The sequence below is a fragment of the Paraburkholderia metrosideri genome (genome assembly GCF_904848625.1).
Classification (GTDB): Bacteria; Pseudomonadota; Gammaproteobacteria; order Burkholderiales; family Burkholderiaceae; genus Paraburkholderia; species Paraburkholderia metrosideri.
In genome coordinates, this window is sequence record NZ_CAJHCP010000002.1 from 38,703 (window position 1) to 57,746 (window position 19,044).

The 19,044-nt window shown below is 59.9% G+C and carries 19 protein-coding genes; 8 read left to right on the top strand and 11 right to left on the bottom strand.

Going from position 1 to position 19,044, the window contains the following annotated elements; all coding sequences use genetic code 11:
* Positions 1 to 195: 195 nt before the first annotated feature.
* Positions 196 to 2,094 carry a thiamine pyrophosphate-binding protein gene (locus LMG28727_RS03140; RefSeq protein ID WP_201640863.1) on the bottom strand — a complete coding sequence of 633 codons (1,899 nt, stop codon included), beginning with the start codon at positions 2,092 to 2,094 and terminating at the stop codon, positions 196 to 198.
* A gap of 624 nt (positions 2,095 to 2,718) precedes the next feature.
* Between LMG28727_RS03140 and LMG28727_RS03145 the strand changes: the two genes are divergently transcribed.
* Together LMG28727_RS03145 and LMG28727_RS03150 are read left to right on the top strand one after the other, a co-directional pair.
* Positions 2,719 to 3,123, top strand: coding sequence for a DUF2231 domain-containing protein (locus LMG28727_RS03145; protein ID WP_236591576.1), 405 nt, complete (start codon positions 2,719 to 2,721; stop codon positions 3,121 to 3,123).
* On the top strand, positions 3,116 to 4,435 hold the full coding sequence (locus LMG28727_RS03150) for a PQQ-dependent sugar dehydrogenase (protein WP_201640865.1): 1,320 nt from the start codon (positions 3,116 to 3,118) through the stop codon (positions 4,433 to 4,435). The genes LMG28727_RS03145 and LMG28727_RS03150 overlap by 8 nt, the downstream gene beginning before the upstream one ends.
* A gap of 632 nt (positions 4,436 to 5,067) precedes the next feature.
* On the opposite strand, the gene LMG28727_RS03155 is transcribed toward LMG28727_RS03150, so the two are convergent.
* The gene (locus LMG28727_RS03155; RefSeq protein WP_236591577.1) at positions 5,068 to 5,430 is read right to left on the bottom strand and encodes a DUF3022 domain-containing protein; all 363 of its coding nucleotides are present in this window, start codon (positions 5,428 to 5,430) and stop codon (positions 5,068 to 5,070) included.
* Between the two features lie 250 nt (positions 5,431 to 5,680).
* Here LMG28727_RS03155 and LMG28727_RS03160 point away from each other — a divergent pair, with 250 nt between their 5' ends.
* Positions 5,681 to 5,959, top strand: a complete 279-nt coding sequence (locus LMG28727_RS03160) for a hypothetical protein (RefSeq protein ID WP_201640866.1) — start codon at positions 5,681 to 5,683, stop codon at positions 5,957 to 5,959.
* Positions 5,960 to 6,008: 49 nt separating this feature from the next.
* Here the strand turns inward: LMG28727_RS03160 and LMG28727_RS03165 are convergent, their stop codons facing one another.
* From LMG28727_RS03165 to LMG28727_RS03185, 5 genes are all read right to left on the bottom strand, one after another.
* Entirely contained in the window at positions 6,009 to 7,097 is a 1,089-nt protein-coding gene (locus LMG28727_RS03165; RefSeq protein ID WP_201641342.1) for a fatty acid desaturase, read from the bottom strand.
* A gap of 140 nt (positions 7,098 to 7,237) precedes the next feature.
* Positions 7,238 to 7,978, bottom strand: coding sequence for a CDP-diacylglycerol diphosphatase (locus LMG28727_RS03170; RefSeq protein ID WP_236591578.1), 741 nt, complete (start codon positions 7,976 to 7,978; stop codon positions 7,238 to 7,240).
* A gap of 88 nt (positions 7,979 to 8,066) precedes the next feature.
* Positions 8,067 to 9,521, bottom strand: a complete 1,455-nt coding sequence (gene iaaH, locus LMG28727_RS03175) for an indoleacetamide hydrolase (protein ID WP_201640868.1) — start codon at positions 9,519 to 9,521, stop codon at positions 8,067 to 8,069.
* Positions 9,522 to 9,844: 323 nt separating this feature from the next.
* Positions 9,845 to 10,060 (bottom strand): transcriptional regulator, encoded by a 216-nt coding sequence (locus LMG28727_RS03180; RefSeq protein ID WP_201640869.1) that lies wholly within the window; start codon positions 10,058 to 10,060, stop codon positions 9,845 to 9,847.
* Positions 10,061 to 10,382: 322 nt separating this feature from the next.
* Positions 10,383 to 11,042, bottom strand: a complete 660-nt coding sequence (locus LMG28727_RS03185) for an NADPH-dependent FMN reductase (RefSeq protein ID WP_201640870.1) — start codon at positions 11,040 to 11,042, stop codon at positions 10,383 to 10,385.
* A 412-nt stretch (positions 11,043 to 11,454) separates the two neighbouring features.
* On the opposite strand from LMG28727_RS03185, the gene LMG28727_RS03190 reads away from it, so the two are divergent.
* Positions 11,455 to 12,141 carry a J domain-containing protein gene (locus LMG28727_RS03190; RefSeq protein WP_201640871.1) on the top strand — a complete coding sequence of 229 codons (687 nt, stop codon included), beginning with the start codon at positions 11,455 to 11,457 and terminating at the stop codon, positions 12,139 to 12,141.
* A gap of 4 nt (positions 12,142 to 12,145) precedes the next feature.
* Here the strand turns inward: LMG28727_RS03190 and LMG28727_RS03195 are convergent, their stop codons facing one another.
* Positions 12,146 to 12,955, bottom strand: a complete 810-nt coding sequence (locus LMG28727_RS03195; protein ID WP_236591579.1) for a gamma-glutamylcyclotransferase — start codon at positions 12,953 to 12,955, stop codon at positions 12,146 to 12,148.
* Positions 12,956 to 13,349: 394 nt separating this feature from the next.
* Here LMG28727_RS03195 and LMG28727_RS03200 point away from each other — a divergent pair, with 394 nt between their 5' ends.
* Both LMG28727_RS03200 and LMG28727_RS03205 read left to right on the top strand, forming a co-directional pair.
* Positions 13,350 to 13,553, top strand: a complete 204-nt coding sequence (locus LMG28727_RS03200; protein WP_201640872.1) for a hypothetical protein — start codon at positions 13,350 to 13,352, stop codon at positions 13,551 to 13,553.
* Between the two features lie 298 nt (positions 13,554 to 13,851).
* A complete protein-coding gene (locus tag LMG28727_RS03205) occupies positions 13,852 to 14,463 on the top strand; it encodes an arsenate-mycothiol transferase ArsC (protein ID WP_201640873.1) in 612 nt (203 codons plus the stop codon).
* A gap of 43 nt (positions 14,464 to 14,506) precedes the next feature.
* Here LMG28727_RS03205 and LMG28727_RS03210 read toward each other — a convergent pair whose 3' ends face one another.
* The 3 genes from LMG28727_RS03210 to LMG28727_RS03220 all read right to left on the bottom strand — a co-directional run bounded on the left by LMG28727_RS03210 (position 14,507) and on the right by LMG28727_RS03220 (position 16,786).
* Positions 14,507 to 14,797 carry a hypothetical protein gene (locus tag LMG28727_RS03210; protein ID WP_201641386.1) on the bottom strand — a complete coding sequence of 97 codons (291 nt, stop codon included), beginning with the start codon at positions 14,795 to 14,797 and terminating at the stop codon, positions 14,507 to 14,509.
* 281 nt (positions 14,798 to 15,078) lie between these two features.
* On the bottom strand, positions 15,079 to 15,405 hold the full coding sequence (locus LMG28727_RS03215; protein WP_201640874.1) for an H-NS histone family protein: 327 nt from the start codon (positions 15,403 to 15,405) through the stop codon (positions 15,079 to 15,081).
* Between the two features lie 1,120 nt (positions 15,406 to 16,525).
* Entirely contained in the window at positions 16,526 to 16,786 is a 261-nt protein-coding gene (locus LMG28727_RS03220) for a hypothetical protein (protein ID WP_201640875.1), read from the bottom strand.
* A 382-nt stretch (positions 16,787 to 17,168) separates the two neighbouring features.
* Between LMG28727_RS03220 and LMG28727_RS03225 the strand changes: the two genes are divergently transcribed.
* Together LMG28727_RS03225 and LMG28727_RS03230 are read left to right on the top strand one after the other, a co-directional pair.
* Positions 17,169 to 18,422, top strand: coding sequence for an MFS transporter (locus LMG28727_RS03225; protein ID WP_201640876.1), 1,254 nt, complete (start codon positions 17,169 to 17,171; stop codon positions 18,420 to 18,422).
* Between the two features lie 105 nt (positions 18,423 to 18,527).
* A complete protein-coding gene (locus LMG28727_RS03230) occupies positions 18,528 to 19,037 on the top strand; it encodes a low affinity iron permease family protein (RefSeq protein ID WP_201640877.1) in 510 nt (169 codons plus the stop codon).
* The last annotated feature ends 7 nt before the right edge of the window (positions 19,038 to 19,044 follow it).

The following is a 19,044-nucleotide window of genomic DNA, read 5'->3' on the forward strand; positions in this document are numbered from 1 at the left end:
TTTCCGGCGAACGCGTGGTGTCGTAAGTCGCGTGCCGTTCGCACGCCTGCCGGTAATGAACGTGAAAAGACGAGACGGGCCGACGCCGCTGCGGGCGTGCTGAATGTTGATCGGCCGTCATTTCTCCGATAACGATCGTGCCTGCAAGCAACACATTCACGCGAATCGCCGACATCCCATCCCTTCTTCCATCCTTCACGCCTTCAGCTTTTCGGGCGTTGTAATCGGCTCAGCCGGATCGACGTGAACCTCGAGTAGCGCAGTGCCTGGCGAACCAAGCGTCGCTGCAAGCGCAGCGCGCAACAGATGCGGGTCTTTACAATTCGAACCCGCTGCACCACATGCCGCCGCGACTTGCGCAAAGTCGATACCACCGAGTTCGCAACCGTAAGGCGGGTTACCCAACTCCTTCTGTTCGAACACGACTTCCGCAAGCATGTCATTGCGCATCACGATGACCTTGATCGGCAAGCGGTTCATCACTGCCGTCGACAGTTCGGCCATCAGCATCGCGAGCCCCCCGTCACCGACGATCGCCACCACCTGCCGGCGAGGATTAGCCAGTTGTGCGGCAATCGCAAACGGTAGTCCGGGCGCCATCGTCGCGAGCATTCCTGTGGCGATCAGTTGCTGCTCGCGACGCAGCGTGAGAAAGCGCGCGGCAAAGTGCGTATTGGCACCACAATCGAGACAGACAATCGCATCAGGAGCCAGTGCGTCACTGACCGCGCGGATTACACGTTGCGGCCGTATGGGCGTGCGCTCCGATGAGGCGACCCGGTCGAGCAGTGTGTTCCATTGCGTCACCTGAGCCTGGATGTCGTGAAGAAACGCATCGTCCTTCTGATGCAGCAACGGTAGCAGCGCGCGCAGCGTTTCCTTCGTGTCACCGACCAGCCCGACTTCGACCGGATAACGCAGGCCGATCCGCTCGGCCTTGACGTCGATCTGAACGCCGCGGGCAGTCCCGGGCTTCGGATACGAGTCGACCCACGGCATGGTCGAGCCGAAGATAAGGACGGTGTCGCAGCGATGCATCGCTTCTTCCGAAGGTACGGTGCCAAGGTGGCCAATGCCGCCAGTTGAAAACGGTGAATCGTCGGGCAGCACGGCTCGGCCTAGCAATGCTTTGGCTACGGGCGCGTTAAGCCGGCTCGCGATCTGCTCCAGTTCCTCTGTCGCGCCGAGCGCGCCTTGTCCGGCAAGAATCGCTACACGGCTGCCTGCATTGATGACATCGGCGGCCGCCCGCAACTGCGCGTCCGATGGCGCGGACGCGGGCTGGCGCCACGCAGTCGACGTACGCAAGCCATGGTTCTCCATCGACGCCTTGTCATCGGCGAGACGCATCGCCTGAACGTCTTTCGAGATAGTCAGGTGCGCGACGCCGCGCGCACCAAGTGCGCTTCTGCATGCGATGTCGGTGACGATGAGCGCATGTCGCGGCCCCGTCACGACCGTGTTGTACAGCGCGACGTCCTGCATCAAGGCGGTCGTGTCCACGCCCTGCTGAAAACGCGTACCCAGGAGATCGTGAAACGTGAGGCCCGTGATCGCGAGCACCGGCGCACCGTCAAAATGCGCATCGTAAAGCCCGTTCATCAGATGCACCGCACCGGGACCGGTCGTGGCGATACATACACCGAGACGGCCGGTCGCCTTCGCCCATCCCGATGCCATGAATGCTGCCGCTTCCTCATGGCGCACGCCGACGAAGCGGATTTTGTCCCGATGTTGCCGCAATGCTTCGATCATCGGGTTGATCCCATCGCCCACGATCCCGAAGACGTGGTCGACGTCCCACGCCAGCAGCGTTTGAACGATCACCTCGGCAGTCGATGCATTGTCCTCCGGCGAGAAGGGCGGCTGGGGAGCGGAACTGACGGGTTGTCCCGAAGATGTCGCGGCGGCCCGCACTGCGGTGGTCCGCGTTGCCAGCAAGCCTGCTCCTCCAGCCACCGCGGCTTTGAGCATCGTGCGCCGTCGCTCGGAACTCGGGGCGTCGTCGAGACTGTCGCCGCGTCGGACCCTGCCGCGGTCGGCGGTTGCTTCTGCCGAATCGGACGGGGGACCGGGGTCGGGAATTGAAGTCATGGCAGAGCTCCACAGATTGCGTCGCGGCGGCATACCAACGGGTGGGCGAGCAAGCAGCGATCCTGGCGCCAAGGGAAGCGTGAAGGCGGGACTCACAGCGCGAACCGGACATATAGCGGGTACGTCGCCTGCTACAAAAGTCGTACGGTGCCACCGTGTTCAATGGAATTGCCGTGCCGCGGATCTCGTCGGAATTTGCATCTGAATGACTTGATTCGTACGTGCCGTTATAGACGGCGCGAGGAGGATCAAATGAAACGATCAATCTTGGTTGCAGTTGCCTTCGCTGTGTTGGCATGCGGCTTTTCGGCGTGTAAAGCGGCGCATCACGCCGGTAATGACAGCATGCGCGCGAGGGGTGGGGCCATCGCCACAGCGCCGACGCGCTTCGAACAAGAAAATGCTTCTGCGAGCGTGCACCTCCATCGACCTTTCGCACTCGCACATGAAAGCTTCTGTTAAAGCGTCCGTCGGCCATAAGCAGGGGAGGCCTGGCGAGCGCGGCGACATTAACAGCAAACCCTTGTGCCATGTGTCCGATAAGTTGCCCTTTACGCGGGCGCAAAGAAGACAAGGATCAAAGAGATGATTCCAGCTACCCGCACTTATGGATCGAGATTCGCCATGGCCATTTTCGATCTGCTCAATCCGATCCCGTACGGCCTCTTTGTCGGCACGCTTGTGTTCGACATAACCTACGCCGTCACGCGAAATGTGTTCTGGGGCAAGGGCGCAGCGTGGCTAGTAACGGCTGGGTTGTTCTTTGCGGTGATCCCGCGAGTCATCAATCTGGTCCATGTATGGATTTCAGCGCGCCGCACAGTGACGGGCGTGGAGAAACTCGATTTCTGGCTCAATCTTCTGGGCATTATTGCGGCGATTTTCAATGCGTTTGTCCATAGCCGCGACGCCTACGGCATCGTCCCCACCAACGTCATTTTGTCGGTCATTACCGTGCTGTTGTTGAGCATCGGACAATTCGTTGTTGGGTTGAACGGTTTCCATTCGAAGGGGACGGCTCATGACTAGGACCATCGTCAGCTGTTCTTTTGCGATCGCGCTTGCAATCCTCGTGAGCGGGTGCAACGAGCAGGCCACTTACGATCCGTCGAAGCAGGCTGGGGGCGAGCCGCCGTTGCCCGGCGCGCACAATTTCCTTGCGCCCCCGATCCAGGTTCCCAAATATGTTGGATGGCAGCCCGGCAAAAAGCCAAAGGTGGCAGAGGGTCTGCAAATCGAGGCTATCGCGTCGGGGCTCCAGCATCCCCGTCAGGTTTATGCACTTCCGAACGGCGACATTCTGGTCGCGGAATCGAATAGTCCCGACGCGGAACCCGTGACCACGCCGAAACAGCTGATAGCGGGCATTATCACGTCGCGGTCCGGCAAAAAGGCGAAAGGCGCCAATCGCATTACGTTGTTGCGAAAGCGGACCGACGGCAGCGGGCTGTGGGACAAATATGTGTTCATCGACCACCTGCATTCGCCGTTCGGCATGCAATTGATCGGCGACACACTCTATGTGGCGGATACGGATGCAATCCTGAAGTTTCCGTATCGCACGGGTGACACCAGTATGACGACCCCCGGAGTAGAACTGACCGATCTTCCGGACAAGATAAACCATCACTGGACGAAAGCATTGCTCGCGAGTCCAGATGGCAAGAAGCTCTATGTCGGCGTTGGCTCGAACAGTAATGTCGGTGAAAACGGTCTGGACGTCGAGTACCGGCGCGCTAATGTACTCGAAGTCGATATTGCGACGGGCGGCAGTCGAATCTACGCGGCCGGGATCCGCAATCCGACGGGACTGCAATGGGAACCACAAACAGGACGCCTGTGGGCAGTTGCGAACGAACGCGACGAGATCGGTGCGGATCTCGTTCCCGACTACTTGACCTCGGTCCACGAAGGTGGATTTTATGGGTGGCCGTATAGCTACTGGGGTCAACATGTCGATCCGCGCGCGCAGCCCCAGCGCCCGGACATGGTGGCGAAGGCAATCCGCCCGGATTATTCGATTGGCTCGCATGTCGCTCCGCTCGGCCTGTTTTTTTATACCGGCAACAATCTGCCTGCCCAATATCGCGGCGGTGCGTTTATTGGCGAGCACGGTAGCTGGAATCGGTCTCCGCTCAGTGGCTACGCGGTAACGTATGTCGCCTTTCAGAACGGCAAACCCGTCGGCACGCCAATACCGGTCGTCACGGGTTTTGTCTCCGACGACGAGAAAGAATCGTACGGCGCACCGGTCGGACTCACGCAGGATCGGGATGGTGCGCTTGTCATTGCCGACGATGTCGGCAATACGGTCTGGCGAGTGACGAAGGCAGGTGGGTAATGTGCGTCCACGTATGCGCTGCGTCAGTGGAGATGCGCTGCAACGAACAGTTTGGATGCGAGGCAATCAAAGTCGGAAACCCAGTCGCTCTTTACAAAGCGCTGATGCTTGCGGTGCGGCATACGGATTGCGGCGATGCTGCAAGGCGATTACCGCTTTCCGATGTTGATGACCGCTGCATGCAAGGAGGCTGATATGAGAGTTGCGATGAAGGCTATCGTGTGTTCGGCGTTGTTAGTCATTTCAGGCGGCGCGTTTTCTCAGGGCATGAACGGTGGCGCCGCCGAGGCCAAAGGGGCCACAGGTACGGGTAATCCTAGTGGTGAAGGGTCGACAGCTACGCCTTCTTCCAGCGGGTCTGGCAAAAGCCCGAGCGCGGCCGCCACGAATAATGCCCACGGAAAAATGCATCATAAGTCGGGAACAGCGACGCCGGCTTCGGCGTCGGGTGCTAACCGGGCGTCAGGCGGCAGTTGACCGAAGCAAATCGTCTGCCGACGCGCGTGTTCTAACGGAGCCATCCGGCGACCGGCGTGACAACATATCCTTTCGCGGTAAGAGCGCGATGCGCGCCGCAGCAATGAATCGAGTGCGACCTGCGCAAGCTTTGTTCCGAAAGACCGCGTGGTGAATCAAAGAAACTCATTCGGCAACTGAAGTTCCACCGCGCAGTCTCCCTCCAATGCCTGCGGATTTGGACGCTCCCCGAACCGTTGATTCACCCATTCGGCGAGCCGCGCTTGCCAGTTTTTGCGTTGCGCCGTGTCCAGCGAAGCATAGCGCTCGAACTGCGCGCGGGTCATGGCCACTGTAATGGCACATCGCTTGTCGAGAGTCGTATCGGCATGCGAATCGACAACCCAGGATAGTTGCAGAAATAAGCGTTCGCCTTCGTCGTAACTACTGATAGACGGTGCCTTGGGCGATTCGACAATACCGGCCAGTGCGAGCTCTATTTCTTCCAGGCGTTGGTCCAGGTCTACTTGGTTCATCATGACTCCCGCAAATTGGTGTGTTGGGACGGGGATGCGACCCAGTCCCAACAGATAAACCGCAGTGGTTATCGGCTGATCTATCGGCTGATCGCCATCACGCGTCATAGAGCGAACTAGCAACCCCCATTCCTCACAACGCCGGCTGTATTGCGCAACGCTGGATCAGGCATGACCGATGCTGCATTTGTCATGTCGGGGCGCGCAACTCAAAGGTCAATTTGACGTTGCATCCACTTGGAGGCATCAGGTCATGAATCACGCTATGAGCAAGCAGGTCCTTTGTGTCGTCATTGCCGCGCTGACCGTGGTGGCGTCCGGGTGCAAGCGGACAGATAACGGCAATCCAGGCGCGTTGAACTCTGAAAGCAGCGGCGTGATGAGCAATTCCGCTGGCGGCAGTGGCACGCCAGGCAGCAGCGACGCTGCCAGGCGCGTGGACAGTTCTGCCGGCGGGGCTGCTAGCGCCACGGATCCGGCGGCTAGCGAAGCGCCGGTGGTGAGCACCCCGGCGAGCGCGGCGAGCCAATAAGGCTCTATGTATCGATACGTATAAATCCGTCGAATCGCGGTGGGTGAGCTTATAGGATCTGGCTGGTGGTTTTGCGTTCCGCAGGAGCCGATAGGTGAGCTTCCTGGCGAGTTCCGTCACGGACAACTGCCACGAATTTCACCTGCAATTTACCTGCAAAGCCGGCAGAAGCTGGCGAATTTTGCGGAAAACGATGGGCGCTCCCGCCAGCGACCGGATGCGCTACCGCAGTAATTCCATAGCGCGTGAACCATTCGCTGTAGCCCTTGACCAGAAAGCCTCCTGAGCGTGCAACATACTGCTGGCGCGACCGCTCATAGACATTCCGAATCGCAAACCACGGCACATGCGGCAAGTCGTGATGAACCAGATGGTAGTTGTTGTTCAGAAACAGCACTCGCCAGCCCCACGCGGCCTCATTGATTACCGTCCGATGCGTCGGGTCGCTCGCTGCGCGATGTTCATGAAACGAACGAACCGAGCCCAGCGACAGCGCGCCATAACCAACGCACAGAATAAATACCCACGCCGGTATCGTGCAAGCCTGCTGCAACCACATCGTGAGCACGCCCAACGCGATGCAATGCGCCAGCCACGCAGGTACGTCGCGCCAGTCGCCGCGTCTGATCTTGCCAAGCGCGTCGGCCATCGTGGCCGCGATTGCAAACGCGGGCCCCACCAGCAGTCGGCCGATAAACGTATTGCGGAACGCCAGCAACGCACGAATCGCCGATCCAGCGCTTTGCCACACGTGCTCGCTGACGAAGTAGCTTTCCGGGTCTTGCCCGGGATGAGTCAGATGCGGATCGTCGTGATGTCGAAGATGCGAATCGCGATAGATGCGGTAGGGGAACCACACGGCAAGCGGCGCGAAGCCCAGCAGCGCATTGATAAACGGAGAGCGGGTCGGGTGGCCGTGCAGCAGTTCGTGTTGCAACGACATGTACCACGTGCTGAGTATTGCAAGCAGCAGTGCTGTCAGTGGCAAGCCGAGCGCTCGCGCATGCAGTGCCACGCCAAACCATCCGCTGTATATCGACGCAATCAGCAACCAGGTCGGCCATTGCGTACGCCATGCCCAGCTAGATGCCAGTCCGGCGATAGTGGTGCGCTGCGTGTCGTCGAGATAAATCGCCATAAGACCAGTCAGGAAAACCATGTTCAAGACCGATCCTAAGGATCAATGCGCGACGCCAGAACCATTTTGTTAAGCAATGCTTCTGCTCAATCGTGCATAGGCTACTCACGAGATTGCAGCCACGCGCATTTTTTCGGCGTTTATTGAGCGTCTGCTACACGGCATTGATGATCGAGAAAGCCTTCGGCGGTACCGCTTCCATTCTTCAGATCGATGTCGCTATTCACGATCAGCCAGCCGTCTTCGGCAGCGGATGGGCCGGCACCCGTCACCAGAATGGTTTGCCGTGCCATCGCCGCTTCACCCGGGTTGTCGCGCGCGACGATGCGGAAAGGATTGCTGGCGTCGGCAAGCGACGTCACCCGCATGACCCGGTAACGATTGCCGTCGAACGTATCCCAATGCCACTGGCCAGGCGCGTCTTTCGCGTGCCGCGCAAATGCTGCGCTGACGTCGGCGTGCATGCAATCGATATGAATGTGCAGCTGGTTTTGCGAGCGGCGATACGGCGAGTTGATTTCGAGGCCAAGCTCGTTATCCGGCAACGTGCGCGCGACCGCGTGCTCGACGTATTGCCGTGAATCCCACGCATCGACCCAGTAGTCCTTCGCATGCGGGGCCAGCAGCAACGGGCTTTCAATTCCTGTGATGCGGTCGGTCGGAATCAGCAGATGCTGCGAGCGTCCAACAATATCCTTCAGGATCACATAGCGTTTGTCGAGGTCGACCACCGTGCATTGACCCGGCGTGCCGGTTGCCTCCTGCGACGGTACGCAGCGAATGTCGACGATCTTCCACAGCGCATTGGAATCGACTGTAGCGAGGCGCGCACAGGCCGATGCGGTGAACACGACCGCGAATGCGGCGGCAAATCGAACCATGGAGTGAAAGGATGGTCTGTGCGATCGGGCAGGTGTCGGTGTGGTCATCGGCACTTTGACTGAAGATAGGGAGAGAGGCTGATGGACCTCAAAGCACAGGCGCGGGTAACGGGCCGAGCAATTGTTCGAACGCGACGCCGATGGCCAGCAGGCGCCGGTCTTCGCCGAGCGGGCCGTCGAGTTCGAGGCCGACCGGCAAGCCGCTCGCCGTCATCCCCGCAGCCAGCGACAAGCCCGGAATGCCCGACGTGCTGGCCGGGTCGGTATTGCGCAGGAAGGCGTTCATCGTGGGGATCGACGGTCCGCCATCGATCGAGACCGTCGATGAACCCAGGATGTCGTCGATCGGTGCGGCGGCGAGGCGCGTAGTTGGAAATAGCAGCGCATCGAGCTGCTGATCGGCGAACGTCGCCGCGATGTATTGCTGCAAGCGCGGCCGCCAGTGATTCAGCGCCGCTTCGTATTCGCCGCTCAGCGCGCCCGCGAGTACGTCGTCATAAATCTCGCGCACGTCGGGGCTCGCGATGCGAGCGGCAAGCTCCGCGACCGTTTTGACCGGCGCGTGATTGGCGACGAGCCACGCACGTAAGTCGTCGAGCGCTTCATGGACTGCTATCGGACTGCCGACCATGCCGTTCAGATAGTCCAGATCGCTCATGGCCAGCGGCACGAACACGACGCCGGCTGCGCCGAGTTGAGTCAACGCGGCACGCGCCACCTGTTCCACCTGCTGTTCGAGTCCCTCCCAAAGCGGTTCGGGCAGACCGATGCGCAAGCCATTCAACGCGAGTACCGGCAATTCACCGGCACCGGTTATCACGCCGTCGAGCAGCGCAATATCGGCGACGGTGCGCGCCATGGGCCCGACTGTATCGCGCGTATGACTGATCGGCACGACGGCGTCTGGATCGTGATAGCGCCGCTCAGCGCCGCCATTGCCTACCGACGGACGAAACCCCGCAATGCCGGTCAACGCGGCCGGAATGCGGGTAGAGCCGCCTGTGTCGGTGCCTAGGCCGGCCGGGACGATGCGCGCGGCAATCGCCACGGCAGTGCCGCCTGACGAGCCGCCGGGAATCAGCGAGGGGTCGTACGGATTACGCACCGGACCCGCATGCGTGGCGAGGTTCGTGCTCGTAATGCCGAATGCGAGTTCGTGCATGTTGGCTTTGCCGAGCACGATCGCGCCGGCATCGATCAACCGCTGCACGGATGGCGCGGTCGTGGTCGGCATGAAGCCAGCGAGCGCGGGCGTACCCGCCGACGTCTGCATGCCAGCCGTATTGATGTTGTCCTTGACGACGATAGGCAAGCCCGCAAGCGGCAACTGGGCTTTCTGCGCCGCAGACAACCCATCGATGCGCTTCGCGGCAGCGAGTGCGCCGTCGAGATCGAGCGTGGTGAGCGCGTTCAGGTTAGCGAGCGACGCGGCTCGGGCGAGCAACGTGGCGACGTAGTCGGTGGCGCTGAGTCGTCCAGACTGGATCGCCTCGACTGCTTGCGTGGCGGTTAGCGCGAGTTGTTCATCGACGGTCCATGTCATGACCGGGTGTCCCCCAGTCGTTGCGGGGCCGCATAAAGCGCGGACACAAGCAAGCCGTAAAGGGGAGAGATATCGCGCATGGTGGCCTCGTGAGAGCGAACTCGATGTGCCGCCTATTCTGGCACAACCGCTTCACGCGCATAGCCGGAGAGGGCAGGCGGCTGATGTTCGCCCGCTGCGGTTCATCGCAAACGAGTTGGTGCAAGTGTGCGAGTCTCGCGCCGGTACATGCCGCGATCGGCGACACGACCTTGTCGACCGTGATGGCGGATCACTGCAGCGCTGTTCCGCAGCCTCAGGAGTCCATTCAGGCCCATCACGACTTACTGATGATTATCGATCCACATGCGTCCCCATCGGAATGCATACGCGAGTGCATGTTCTTCGTCGAAGAAGTAATCGAGCGCGTCGAACGAGTACGCTTTACCGTGGTCCGCGCTGGCTTTCTCGATGGTGAGGTTGGCGGCGAATAGGCCGTTGGGCAACAGTTGCGCGACCGGCGCGACTTCGTAGCCCTTGTAGCGAATATGTGAATTCATGGTCTCGACTAAGGTGCCCGTGTGCGTTGCAGAAAATCCAGTGCGTGCGACTAACCCTGTAGCACCTTGCGGCAGACAAGGCGAATTGGTGGACAGGGTCAAGCGTAGGGCGCGCTGCGCAGCGGGTGAACCAATCTTTCGTCGTAAGCAAATGAGCGGGGTTCGGGAGTGATATCCCAACGCCCGGATCGGAACATATTCGCTGTGTTCGATCACACTATCGGGCGTGGTACCGTGCGTCTGTTATGTGCCGCACGGTTCGCGCAAACGCCGATGGCGTGGGCCGCCGCAGCGGGTCCACGCGATCGGGCACGAAGCGGAATCAGACCGCGTGCAGCAGGCGGGCGGTGGGTGTGGAAGCGACGGCGGAACCGAGCGGCTCGGTCTGCGTGGCGCGATGCGCGTTGAACGCGAGCGCGAATTGCGCGGCCTGCTGGCCGACGGTGGCGAGCTGGTCGATAACCTTCGGATCGGAGCAGGTATCGACGGAATCGAAGCGCGTTTCCAGCGTGTTGATCCCTGCACCGAACGGCGTGGGCCAGCCGCGCAATGCGTGGACGATCGAGCGCAGCGACGTGAGTACCGACCCTGCGGCTTGCCAGCCATAGGCGGTGACGATGCAGCCTACTGCGCGGCCGTCAAGATACGGACGCTCATCGGCGCGCAGTTCTTCCAGCGTGTCGAGCGCATTCTTGACGAGTCCCGACACGCCGCCGTGATAGCCGGGCGTGGCAATGATCAGCGCGTCCGCATGGCGCACGGCTTCGATCAGTTCGAGCTGTTCGTCGGTACGATTGGGCTGCTCAGGCGCGTAGTGCGGCAGGCTATGCAAAAACGTGCCGCCGAACAGGCGGGTGTTCGCGCCTGCGGCTTCGGCGCCGCGCAACGCGAAGCTGAGTGCCCGCTCAGTCGACGAAGCGGCGCGTGTGGTGCCGCCAATGCCGATGACGAGAGGCCGGCGGTGGTGATCGAATCGGGTCAACGAAATGCTCCTTCGGTAGCGGCTCACGGCGCGCTGGTGCGGGGTGCGCGAGCGAGGGGCCGGGGCGAACCGGACTTTGAAGTGTCATCTTAATGACCCGTGCACGCGAACCTAAGCGACTTTTTGTTCTAACGATATAACCATGCGGTGCTTGAGACGGAGCATGCGATGTACCTGAGTCCGCGTGAGACAAGTCAGATAAGCATATGGCGAACCATTGGTTGGGCGTGCGATGACGCGTGGCTATCATCGAATCGTCTCCTCCATGACATCTCCTTGACATGGGTTAAGCCTCACCGCGCGAGCGGCGGGGCTTTTTTTTCGCCGGGCGCATGTTTCTGCCCGACACGCTGACGCTGTTTTTCGCATGCTACGATGGTCCGCGATGATTCCCGGCGAGGTCGAGCAAGCAATGACAACCCTATATGACACGCTTGGCGTGCAAACGGACGCCACCGAAGAAGAGATCAAGCGGGCCTACCGGAAAGCGGCGATGAAGTGGCATCCCGACCGCAATCACGGCGCACAGGAAGAAGTAGCGCGTGCCACCTTTCAGGAAATCAAGGACGCGTACGCGATCCTGTCCGATCCCGCGCAGCGCAAGGTGTACGACGCGGTCTACGCGGAGCAGATGCGCGGCTGGGAGGCGCAGCGCACGCGGCAGCAGCAGGCCCAGGCAAAGCGTGAGGCAGCAGCGCGCGCGGCTGACGAAGCAGCGTATGCGGAAATGGTCTCGGTGGCGATCCGTTTCGCGGACGAGGGCCACAATCGCGACGTGCTGTTCGGCGTGTTGCTGGGACGGCAATGCGAGGCGAAGCGAGCCGCCCAGATTGCCGACAGCGTGGCCGCATTGCAGGCGTCGCGCCGCGAGGCAGCGAAGGCGGCGGATGCCGCTACACCAGCCGATGACGTTGCTGAGCCGACTGTGTCCGATCAGGCGCAGACGCAGGCGCGGCCAATGAACGAAGACGGTCCCAATCATCACACGCGCGGCAAGCAGGCCAGTCAATCCAGCCGCGACGAATCCGCTGCTGCGGCCCATCCCGCTGGTGCGCTCAGCGGCCTGTGGTTTCAGTTCCTCAACGGCTTGCGTTTCTAGCGCGTCAGGCGGCCCGACTGTTGATTCGCGTCAACTCGCACGCGAGTTCATCGATATAGGAATCGGTCAGACTGCAATCCGCCAATGCGTTTTGCAGCTTGAAAACATACTCGGCATTCGTGCCGAACAGCCCCGTGGCAACGGCCATTGACGGCGCAATCGCCGAGGCCCGCGAATCGCCTTCGTATTGCGAATTCTCGTGTTCCGCAACGAAGGCGATGGCCGACACCTGGGTGCCGTCGTCGAGCGTGACGGATGCCCAGCTCGGACGATAGGCGCCTGTCACCATCTCGCGGATCCAGAGAATCCGCAGTTCTTCAGCGGCAGTTGCGCGGCACAGCCGCAATGCGACACCTTGTGTACTCCCGCCGGGTTCGAGTGCGAGCATGCGCCCCGGTTGCTCCGGTGTACCGCGCCCTGCGATCAGCCGGATACAGAAACTGCGATGCCAGCCGTGCAGCGTCGCGATACGGCGGCAGTCGAATTCGGAGATCGGATTCCACATTAACGAGCCGTACGCGAAAACCCAGACATCGCCGTCGGACGGACGTTGCCGCAGGGTCTGCGCAAGCGATGCGTCGATCTGTGCCAGGCTCCACAGCATCTCGCCTGGCAGCGAATCAAAACTATCGAGGTAAGCGCCTGAGCAAATGGCGTTTCTGTTCAGCATCCGGTAGGCCCCGTCATGGTGCGTCGCGCGGGCGACAAAGATCTGGGTCAAGTATGAGCGAGCGCGGCGCAGGAATAAATTGGTCGAGCGGAAACTGAGTGTCGCTTCAGTGGCGACAATCGCGGTCGCATTGTTTGCATTCATGAGGCGCTCCGGATCGAACGACGATCAGTCTGACGAATCGCCGCGCGAGCTCACGCAATCCGCAGCCGTGTGACGAATAACGTAGTGGCCGCTAGACCATAGACGTAGACCGAATTGATATAGACCACGGTCTTTAGCGTTCGAATCTGCGCTTCTAGAATCATTAGCACGTCTGGAAGAGAAGCTGTCCGGACGTGCGCAATAGATTGCGCACGGCTTGTATTGCCACCACGCCTGGAGAATGCCGGGCCCCGAATGAGGCTCGCAACCGACTCGTGCAGCGGTTGATTGCGCTCTCCTTTTTATTTTCCAGCGAGCGATCTCCCCATCGATTCCCGCGAAAGCTACGCTTCGCCCCACCTCCACGTTTCGATTCCCGAGAGGTACGACGGCTATGTTTACCTTCATCGTTGTAGTTGCGGTTGCAGCGTTTATTCCCTATGTCGCGGCGCCGGGTATTGTGAACGGCGTCAAGGCGATCAGTTCGCCGTCGCCCGCAGCCGTGTCGTTCGACGCGACTCCGGCGATGCCGGCTTACGGAAGCGATGCAGCCAACCGGATCCTGTCGGATTGCGGCGATAGTGAAAGCGCGACGTGAAACAGAACGCTACGCCCGTTCAATATAGGTACCTCGGCTCGCAGGTGCGGTAGACAGGAAAATGTAAGGCGTAGTGTCGCGCTGGTACACTTGCGCGTCATTACAGTGCGAAGTCTGCGATAGATAGAGAGTCGGGAGTGAGTCGGCAGCGAATTGTGCCCGTGAGTCGAATCGCCAGGCACCTGGTGCAAATTCCCGTGGCGTCGGGAATTAAGAAATCGTAATGTCACGGGGGCGCAAGACTGGGTTGGCAGAATGGCACCCAGAAGCAAAAAAAAAACATGGGTACGGGGTGAGCGTGACCAGAAAATATAAAGTGCTGTTTCTTTGCAGGGACAATGCGGCACGCAGCATTATCGCGGAGGCTTTGCTGCGCGAACTGGCGGGGCACCGGTTTGACGCATTTAGTGCGGGACCGGAACCGGCCGCGCGAGTTCATCCTCATGCAAGCGCGCAATTGCGGCCTGGCATTTCGGATCACGGCGTCCTTTGCCCGAAAAGCTGGCTGGAATTCACCGGCGAGTGGGCGCCGCGAATGGACCTCGTCATAGCGATGGACGCATCCGTCGACAAAAACCATGCACCGGTATTTCCTGGCGAACCGGCTTTTCGCAACTGGACTTTTGCCGATCCGCTCGCCGAACATCTGGACGAGTCAGAGCGGGCCCGCTTATTCGGCAAGGTGTTCTGGCAGATCGTGCGGCAGGTCAGTGGCTTTATCGAGTCGCCTCAATTGGCTTTGCTCGACCCGCAGACTTCGGTTCTTCGCACTGAAGTAGCCGGTGGCAATGACATGCGCCGCGGTAGTGAACACCACTCGAACCATCTGGCTGTCCAGTTGACCGGGCATCGCGACGATCACGCCAATTCCGATCGCGACGCACGACGAGTCGATATCGCCGGCGCCTGATCGGACTGAATCACGCTTCAGCCGGCGGAACAGCAGACTGCTTTTATTGCCCGCTTTTCGCGGGATTCATCGAATCGCCCGGCGACATCGACTGCATGCCATTGTCGGGCGAATCCATTTTCTTCATTTGGCTTCCCGGCATTACGTCCATCGGACTTGGAGCAGGGTCGCCCCAATGGGTCATGCCCGCCGTGGCGGCGCTGTGCGCATTACCGCCGCCACTGCCACCCTGACCATTACCGCCGCCTTGCGCGAATGCCGGGCCGCTTGCAAAGCTACAGGCAGCAAGAGCGGCCGCACAACCGGCGATGATTTTTAGCGTTGATTGACGCATCACGATTCTCCTTGCGAGCTCATCAGGCGCTAGGGCTGCCGCGAGCTGGACGTATGCCGGTGATGAAAATCATGACCGGTTCCTGGAAAGCAGCGATTTATTGCGCTGCTCTTACCGGATATACGGCAGGCACGGAGAGATGGATGCAAACCGATTGCGGGAACGACGCGTTGTCCGGCACGTGCACGCGGGGCATGCCAGACCTGGGAGGTCCTGCGGGAGAATGCAGAGACAGTCTTTTTACGCTGAGCCATTCAGCCGCAACTCAGCGGGGTCGCGACTTAGCGGTTGCTCGGGCGCGCTAACGGACTGCCAGCGAACGGATCATTTTTCCAGTCCACCTGCTTTTTGGGCTGCGGGGCAGACGCTGGTTTTGCCGACATTTCAAAGTGGTCAATTGATTGACCCGCACTGATTGCCTGTTTAAGCCATTGGGGCATTTCGCCCTGGCCGTCCCAACTGTCACCCGTCGCACTACGGTAGCGTTCCGCCTTTTGCGCCGAGGGCTCGGACGCCAGCACGGCAGCTAGATCTTCTGGTTCGATACCAAACTCTTCCATGCGATGGCGGAGATACGCAATCATGCTATCTCGCTTCCTTTCGTCCATAAGATATTCGTCCTTCTAAAACGTCCAGCGTTCTGTCAAGTACAGATTGCAAGGGAAAGTCGCGATGCCTCGAGCCCATATGACTGGGGCCGGCCCGCGGTGGGGTTGTCGATTGAAGGAAATTTCCTGAGCCGCGTTAAAAAACGTTGCTCCATAAATCGCAATACAGTCAGTGCCAAATGCGCCAATCAGGAACAATCAGTGAGTATTGCCACACTCCGACAGCACTTCGCCGCGTGCCGGATGAGGCTGGATAAGCCTCACGGCTGCAGGGGGAAATACTGTGGTGACATTGCTTTGATTGCGAATGGCTGGTTTCACGTCCACGCTCCGTCTCTCGCCGGTGTCTTGCGCGCCGCTCTTTTACGTTATAGCAATATCATAACGCACTGCGCGGATAATGCACGCGCTGGTTTAACGGATTTTCTCTGCCAATGCGGTTTATCGAACGGTTTGGGCTTCGTGCGACACGGCCCGAACCGGAGATTGAATTCCCAAGCCGGCGAACTATAACGAAACTGCGGAACAACAATCCGCGTTGCCGGCCTGCAGGATCGATTCCGGGTACCGTGAGGACGCATCCACATCGGTCGAAGGGTAGGGCAATTATTTACTCGTTTAGTTCGATGACTCATCGCAGCAGTTGCGCATCGGCATCAACTCGTCGGTCAACCCGATTGAGCGAGCTAACTTTTTCGCAGATCAATTTTTCAGGGGGCGAGAACTGCTGCGCCGGATTCGAGGAGTCTGGACATGAAACTACGTTTATTGATGGTAATGACAAGCGCCGTTCTCTTTCTCGCGCCGAGACCGGTGAACGCGCTCGAGTCCGACGGCCCGCAGGGAGCGGCAGCGCCGGGAGGCGCGCAGATGCAGCGGAATGCAAACGAATCGGCGCAAGCGACGACTGACATTCCGTTAGGAGAAGCCGCGCAGGGTCAGTCGGTACAGAACGTTTCATATGGAGGCGTGGCGACGGGGCAATCGGAAGCGGGAAGCCATCCCAATCGGCCGTGCGGTGCCGCGCCTCAATGCAGGATCTATTTTGGTCAATGACGGACCAATGCGGTGGGAACGCGGTGTCAGCTAAAAGGAACCGGCGCCGCGTCTCACCCACCCATCATGCTAGTGCCAGGTTGTGTGGCGCTTGAGCGCCGGGTTGCTCGTCGAATCCTTTTGCCGCGATTTCCACTTCGGCCCGCTGATTGAAGCTGCTGAATTCTTCGAGCAGCGCGCGCCATGAAGAATGCCAACGTGTTTCCCTGATGCAACTCCCCGACGGATCGGCAATGCGTAATACGCCATTGTCCGGATAGAACGTCAATGTGACGGGCATGCCTTCGATCACGCAGGTGGCGGTGCAGGGGCGTGTGGTAACCATGTGCGGTAGTCCTTTTGTGAGCGGGTGAGATTGCGCTAAACGCTGATGCGAGCTTCAGCAAGCGATGTGCCCGCGTCTCGCGCATGATTTTTCGCATGAGACTGCGAGCAGAAAAGCTCTGCTGCCAAGGAAGCCGATCTCACTGGCCGTGCGCCTGAATAACCCCACACTCAACCGCAATTTTACGGAACGGTCGGCATGAGAGTTAATGCAATGGTAAGGTGTGTCCCATTCGGGTTTTCACTCACTGATTCGTCGGCGCCGCCAGCATGCGTTGGCTGCCAAAGCCTGCTTTTTCGATGCAAAAGGCGGCGTACAAGTCGATTAGTGCGGTGTAATCCCGACAATCTCACCTGTTGTTAAGTAACCAGCAAACAATACTATGTTGATGGAAGATAATCTGCCGGCGAGCGATGCCTCGCTGGACGATGGGACCTCGTCGTCCCTGCGTTCGTGGCTCGCGGTCGGTGCCGTTGCCATTGGCGCTTTTGCATTTGTGACCACGGAGTTTCTGCCGGTCGGCTTATTGCCGCACGTTGCGGCGGACCTGAATGTATTGCCCGGCACCGCCGGATTGATGGTCACGGTGCCCGGCATCATTGCGGCCATTTCCGCGCCGGGCCTGATGCTGGTGGCGGGGCGCATGGATCGCCGGCGCGTGTTTCTGTTGCTCACGGCTTTACTGCTGGCGTCGAATCTGATCTCCGCTTTTGCCCCGGATTTCCTGATCATGCTCATGGGCCGCGCGCTGCTCGGTGCTGCATTGGGCGGCTTCTGGACGCTCGCGACGGCGGCGTCCGGACGTCTCGTCAAACCGAAGGATTCCGCGAAAGCCATGGCGACGATCCTCACCGGCGTGACCTGTGCGACGGTGATCGGCGTGCCGCTCGGCACATTTATCGCAAGCTTTGCATCGTGGCGTGCGTCATTCATGGCAACCGGCGTGCTTGTCGCGATCGCGCTCGTCGCGCAATTTTTCTTCGTGCCCTCGTTACCGTCGTCGGCTGCATTGCGTCTGCGCGATCTGGTGACGTTGCTGCGCCAACCGCATCCGCGTCGCAGCATGCTGATGGTGGCCCTCGTGTTCGGCGCGCATTTTTCGTCGTACACGTACGTCACGCCATTCCTGCTGCGTAATGCCAATCTGACAATGTCGACCATCACCTGGCTTCTGCTCGGCTTCGGCATTATCGGGTTCTTCTCGAACTTCGCTATTTCATCGACCGTGACGCGCAATCTGAAAACGTCAGTGGGCGTCATGGTGTCGCTGTTGATGTTCGCGCTGGTGTCATTGCCGCTTTTGCAGCATTCGTCGATTGGCGTCGCGGCATTCGTGCTCGCGTGGGGCGTTTCGTTCGGCGCGTTGCCGCTGTGTTTCAGCATCTGGATTCAGCGCGCCACCCCGGAGTCGCCTGAAGCGGGTTCGGCCCTGTTCGTCAGCATCATTCAGATTGCGATTGCGTTGGGCTCGCTGGTGGGTGGCGTCGTAGTCGACCACGTCGGTATTTCTGCCGATTTCCTGTTCGGTAGTGGACTCGCGTTGCTCGGCCTCGCGGCATTGGCGAGCTTTGGCCGCAGCGAGCGGAGCACATCGGCGCAAGCAGAAGCTATCGCTTGTCCTGCGTGCGTGGACTAGCTATCCGGGCGGTAGGGCGGGCGACTTCTTCGTGAGCCGTTGAAGTATTCAGGGCGGCACGCAAAGTGCTAGACATCCATGCGATTGATAACCATGGAGGCCGTCATGCGAGAAGAAGCGCCCAACACATACGCGGACAGCCTGGACACCGTTCCCGATACATCGAGTCCTGCCTACGCGGCGAGACATCCCGTCACGCGCGCGTTTGATGCATTCGCTAGTACCGTGACGCGTTTAGCCGGGTCACCGGTCGCATTTGGCGTGGCCGCGATTACCGTGCTCGTCTGGGCGGTAACGGGTCCGCTATTTCATTTCTCCGATGGCTGGCAACTGGTCATCAACACGGGCACGACCATCATCACGTTCCTGATGGTCTTTCTCATTCAGCAAAGCCAGAACAAGGATAGCGTGGCCGTTCATCTGAAACTGAATGAACTGCTCGCGTCGCATCGCGCCGCGAACAATCAGTTGATCGGAATAGAGGATGCCTCTGAAGACGATCTTCGACGCCTGGCCGCAGCGTATTTGCGACTGGCGAGCAAGGCTGGGACCGCTGGTGTCGAGAGCACCGAAAGTGTCGACGTGGACGCTTGCGTTGATGGACCGGCGCAATAGCGCGGCT

What these genes read in the sequence shown, in the direction of transcription:
- LMG28727_RS03160 (WP_201640866.1), top strand. Translation starts at nt 5,681, where the DNA reads ATGAATCACGCTATGAGCAAGCAGGTCCTTTGTGTCGTCATTGCCGCG.
- LMG28727_RS03150 (WP_201640865.1), top strand. Translation starts at nt 3,116, where the DNA reads ATGACTAGGACCATCGTCAGCTGTTCTTTTGCGATCGCGCTTGCAATC.
- LMG28727_RS03140 (WP_201640863.1), bottom strand. Translation starts at nt 2,094, where the DNA reads ATGACTTCAATTCCCGACCCCGGTCCCCCGTCCGATTCGGCAGAAGCA.
- LMG28727_RS03190 (WP_201640871.1), top strand. Translation starts at nt 11,455, where the DNA reads ATGACAACCCTATATGACACGCTTGGCGTGCAAACGGACGCCACCGAA.
- LMG28727_RS03220 (WP_201640875.1), bottom strand. Translation starts at nt 16,786, where the DNA reads ATGGTTACCACACGCCCCTGCACCGCCACCTGCGTGATCGAAGGCATG.
- LMG28727_RS03165 (WP_201641342.1), bottom strand. Translation starts at nt 7,097, where the DNA reads ATGGCGATTTATCTCGACGACACGCAGCGCACCACTATCGCCGGACTG.
- LMG28727_RS03195 (WP_236591579.1), bottom strand. Translation starts at nt 12,955, where the DNA reads ATGAATGCAAACAATGCGACCGCGATTGTCGCCACTGAAGCGACACTC.
- LMG28727_RS03215 (WP_201640874.1), bottom strand. Translation starts at nt 15,405, where the DNA reads ATGGACGAAAGGAAGCGAGATAGCATGATTGCGTATCTCCGCCATCGC.
- LMG28727_RS03145 (WP_236591576.1), top strand. Translation starts at nt 2,719, where the DNA reads ATGGCCATTTTCGATCTGCTCAATCCGATCCCGTACGGCCTCTTTGTC.
- iaaH (WP_201640868.1), bottom strand. Translation starts at nt 9,521, where the DNA reads ATGACATGGACCGTCGATGAACAACTCGCGCTAACCGCCACGCAAGCA.
- LMG28727_RS03180 (WP_201640869.1), bottom strand. Translation starts at nt 10,060, where the DNA reads ATGAATTCACATATTCGCTACAAGGGCTACGAAGTCGCGCCGGTCGCG.
- LMG28727_RS03225 (WP_201640876.1), top strand. Translation starts at nt 17,169, where the DNA reads ATGTTGATGGAAGATAATCTGCCGGCGAGCGATGCCTCGCTGGACGAT.
- LMG28727_RS03170 (WP_236591578.1), bottom strand. Translation starts at nt 7,978, where the DNA reads ATGGTTCGATTTGCCGCCGCATTCGCGGTCGTGTTCACCGCATCGGCC.
- LMG28727_RS03155 (WP_236591577.1), bottom strand. Translation starts at nt 5,430, where the DNA reads ATGATGAACCAAGTAGACCTGGACCAACGCCTGGAAGAAATAGAGCTC.
- LMG28727_RS03210 (WP_201641386.1), bottom strand. Translation starts at nt 14,797, where the DNA reads ATGCGTCAATCAACGCTAAAAATCATCGCCGGTTGTGCGGCCGCTCTT.
- LMG28727_RS03200 (WP_201640872.1), top strand. Translation starts at nt 13,350, where the DNA reads ATGTTTACCTTCATCGTTGTAGTTGCGGTTGCAGCGTTTATTCCCTAT.
- LMG28727_RS03230 (WP_201640877.1), top strand. Translation starts at nt 18,528, where the DNA reads ATGCGAGAAGAAGCGCCCAACACATACGCGGACAGCCTGGACACCGTT.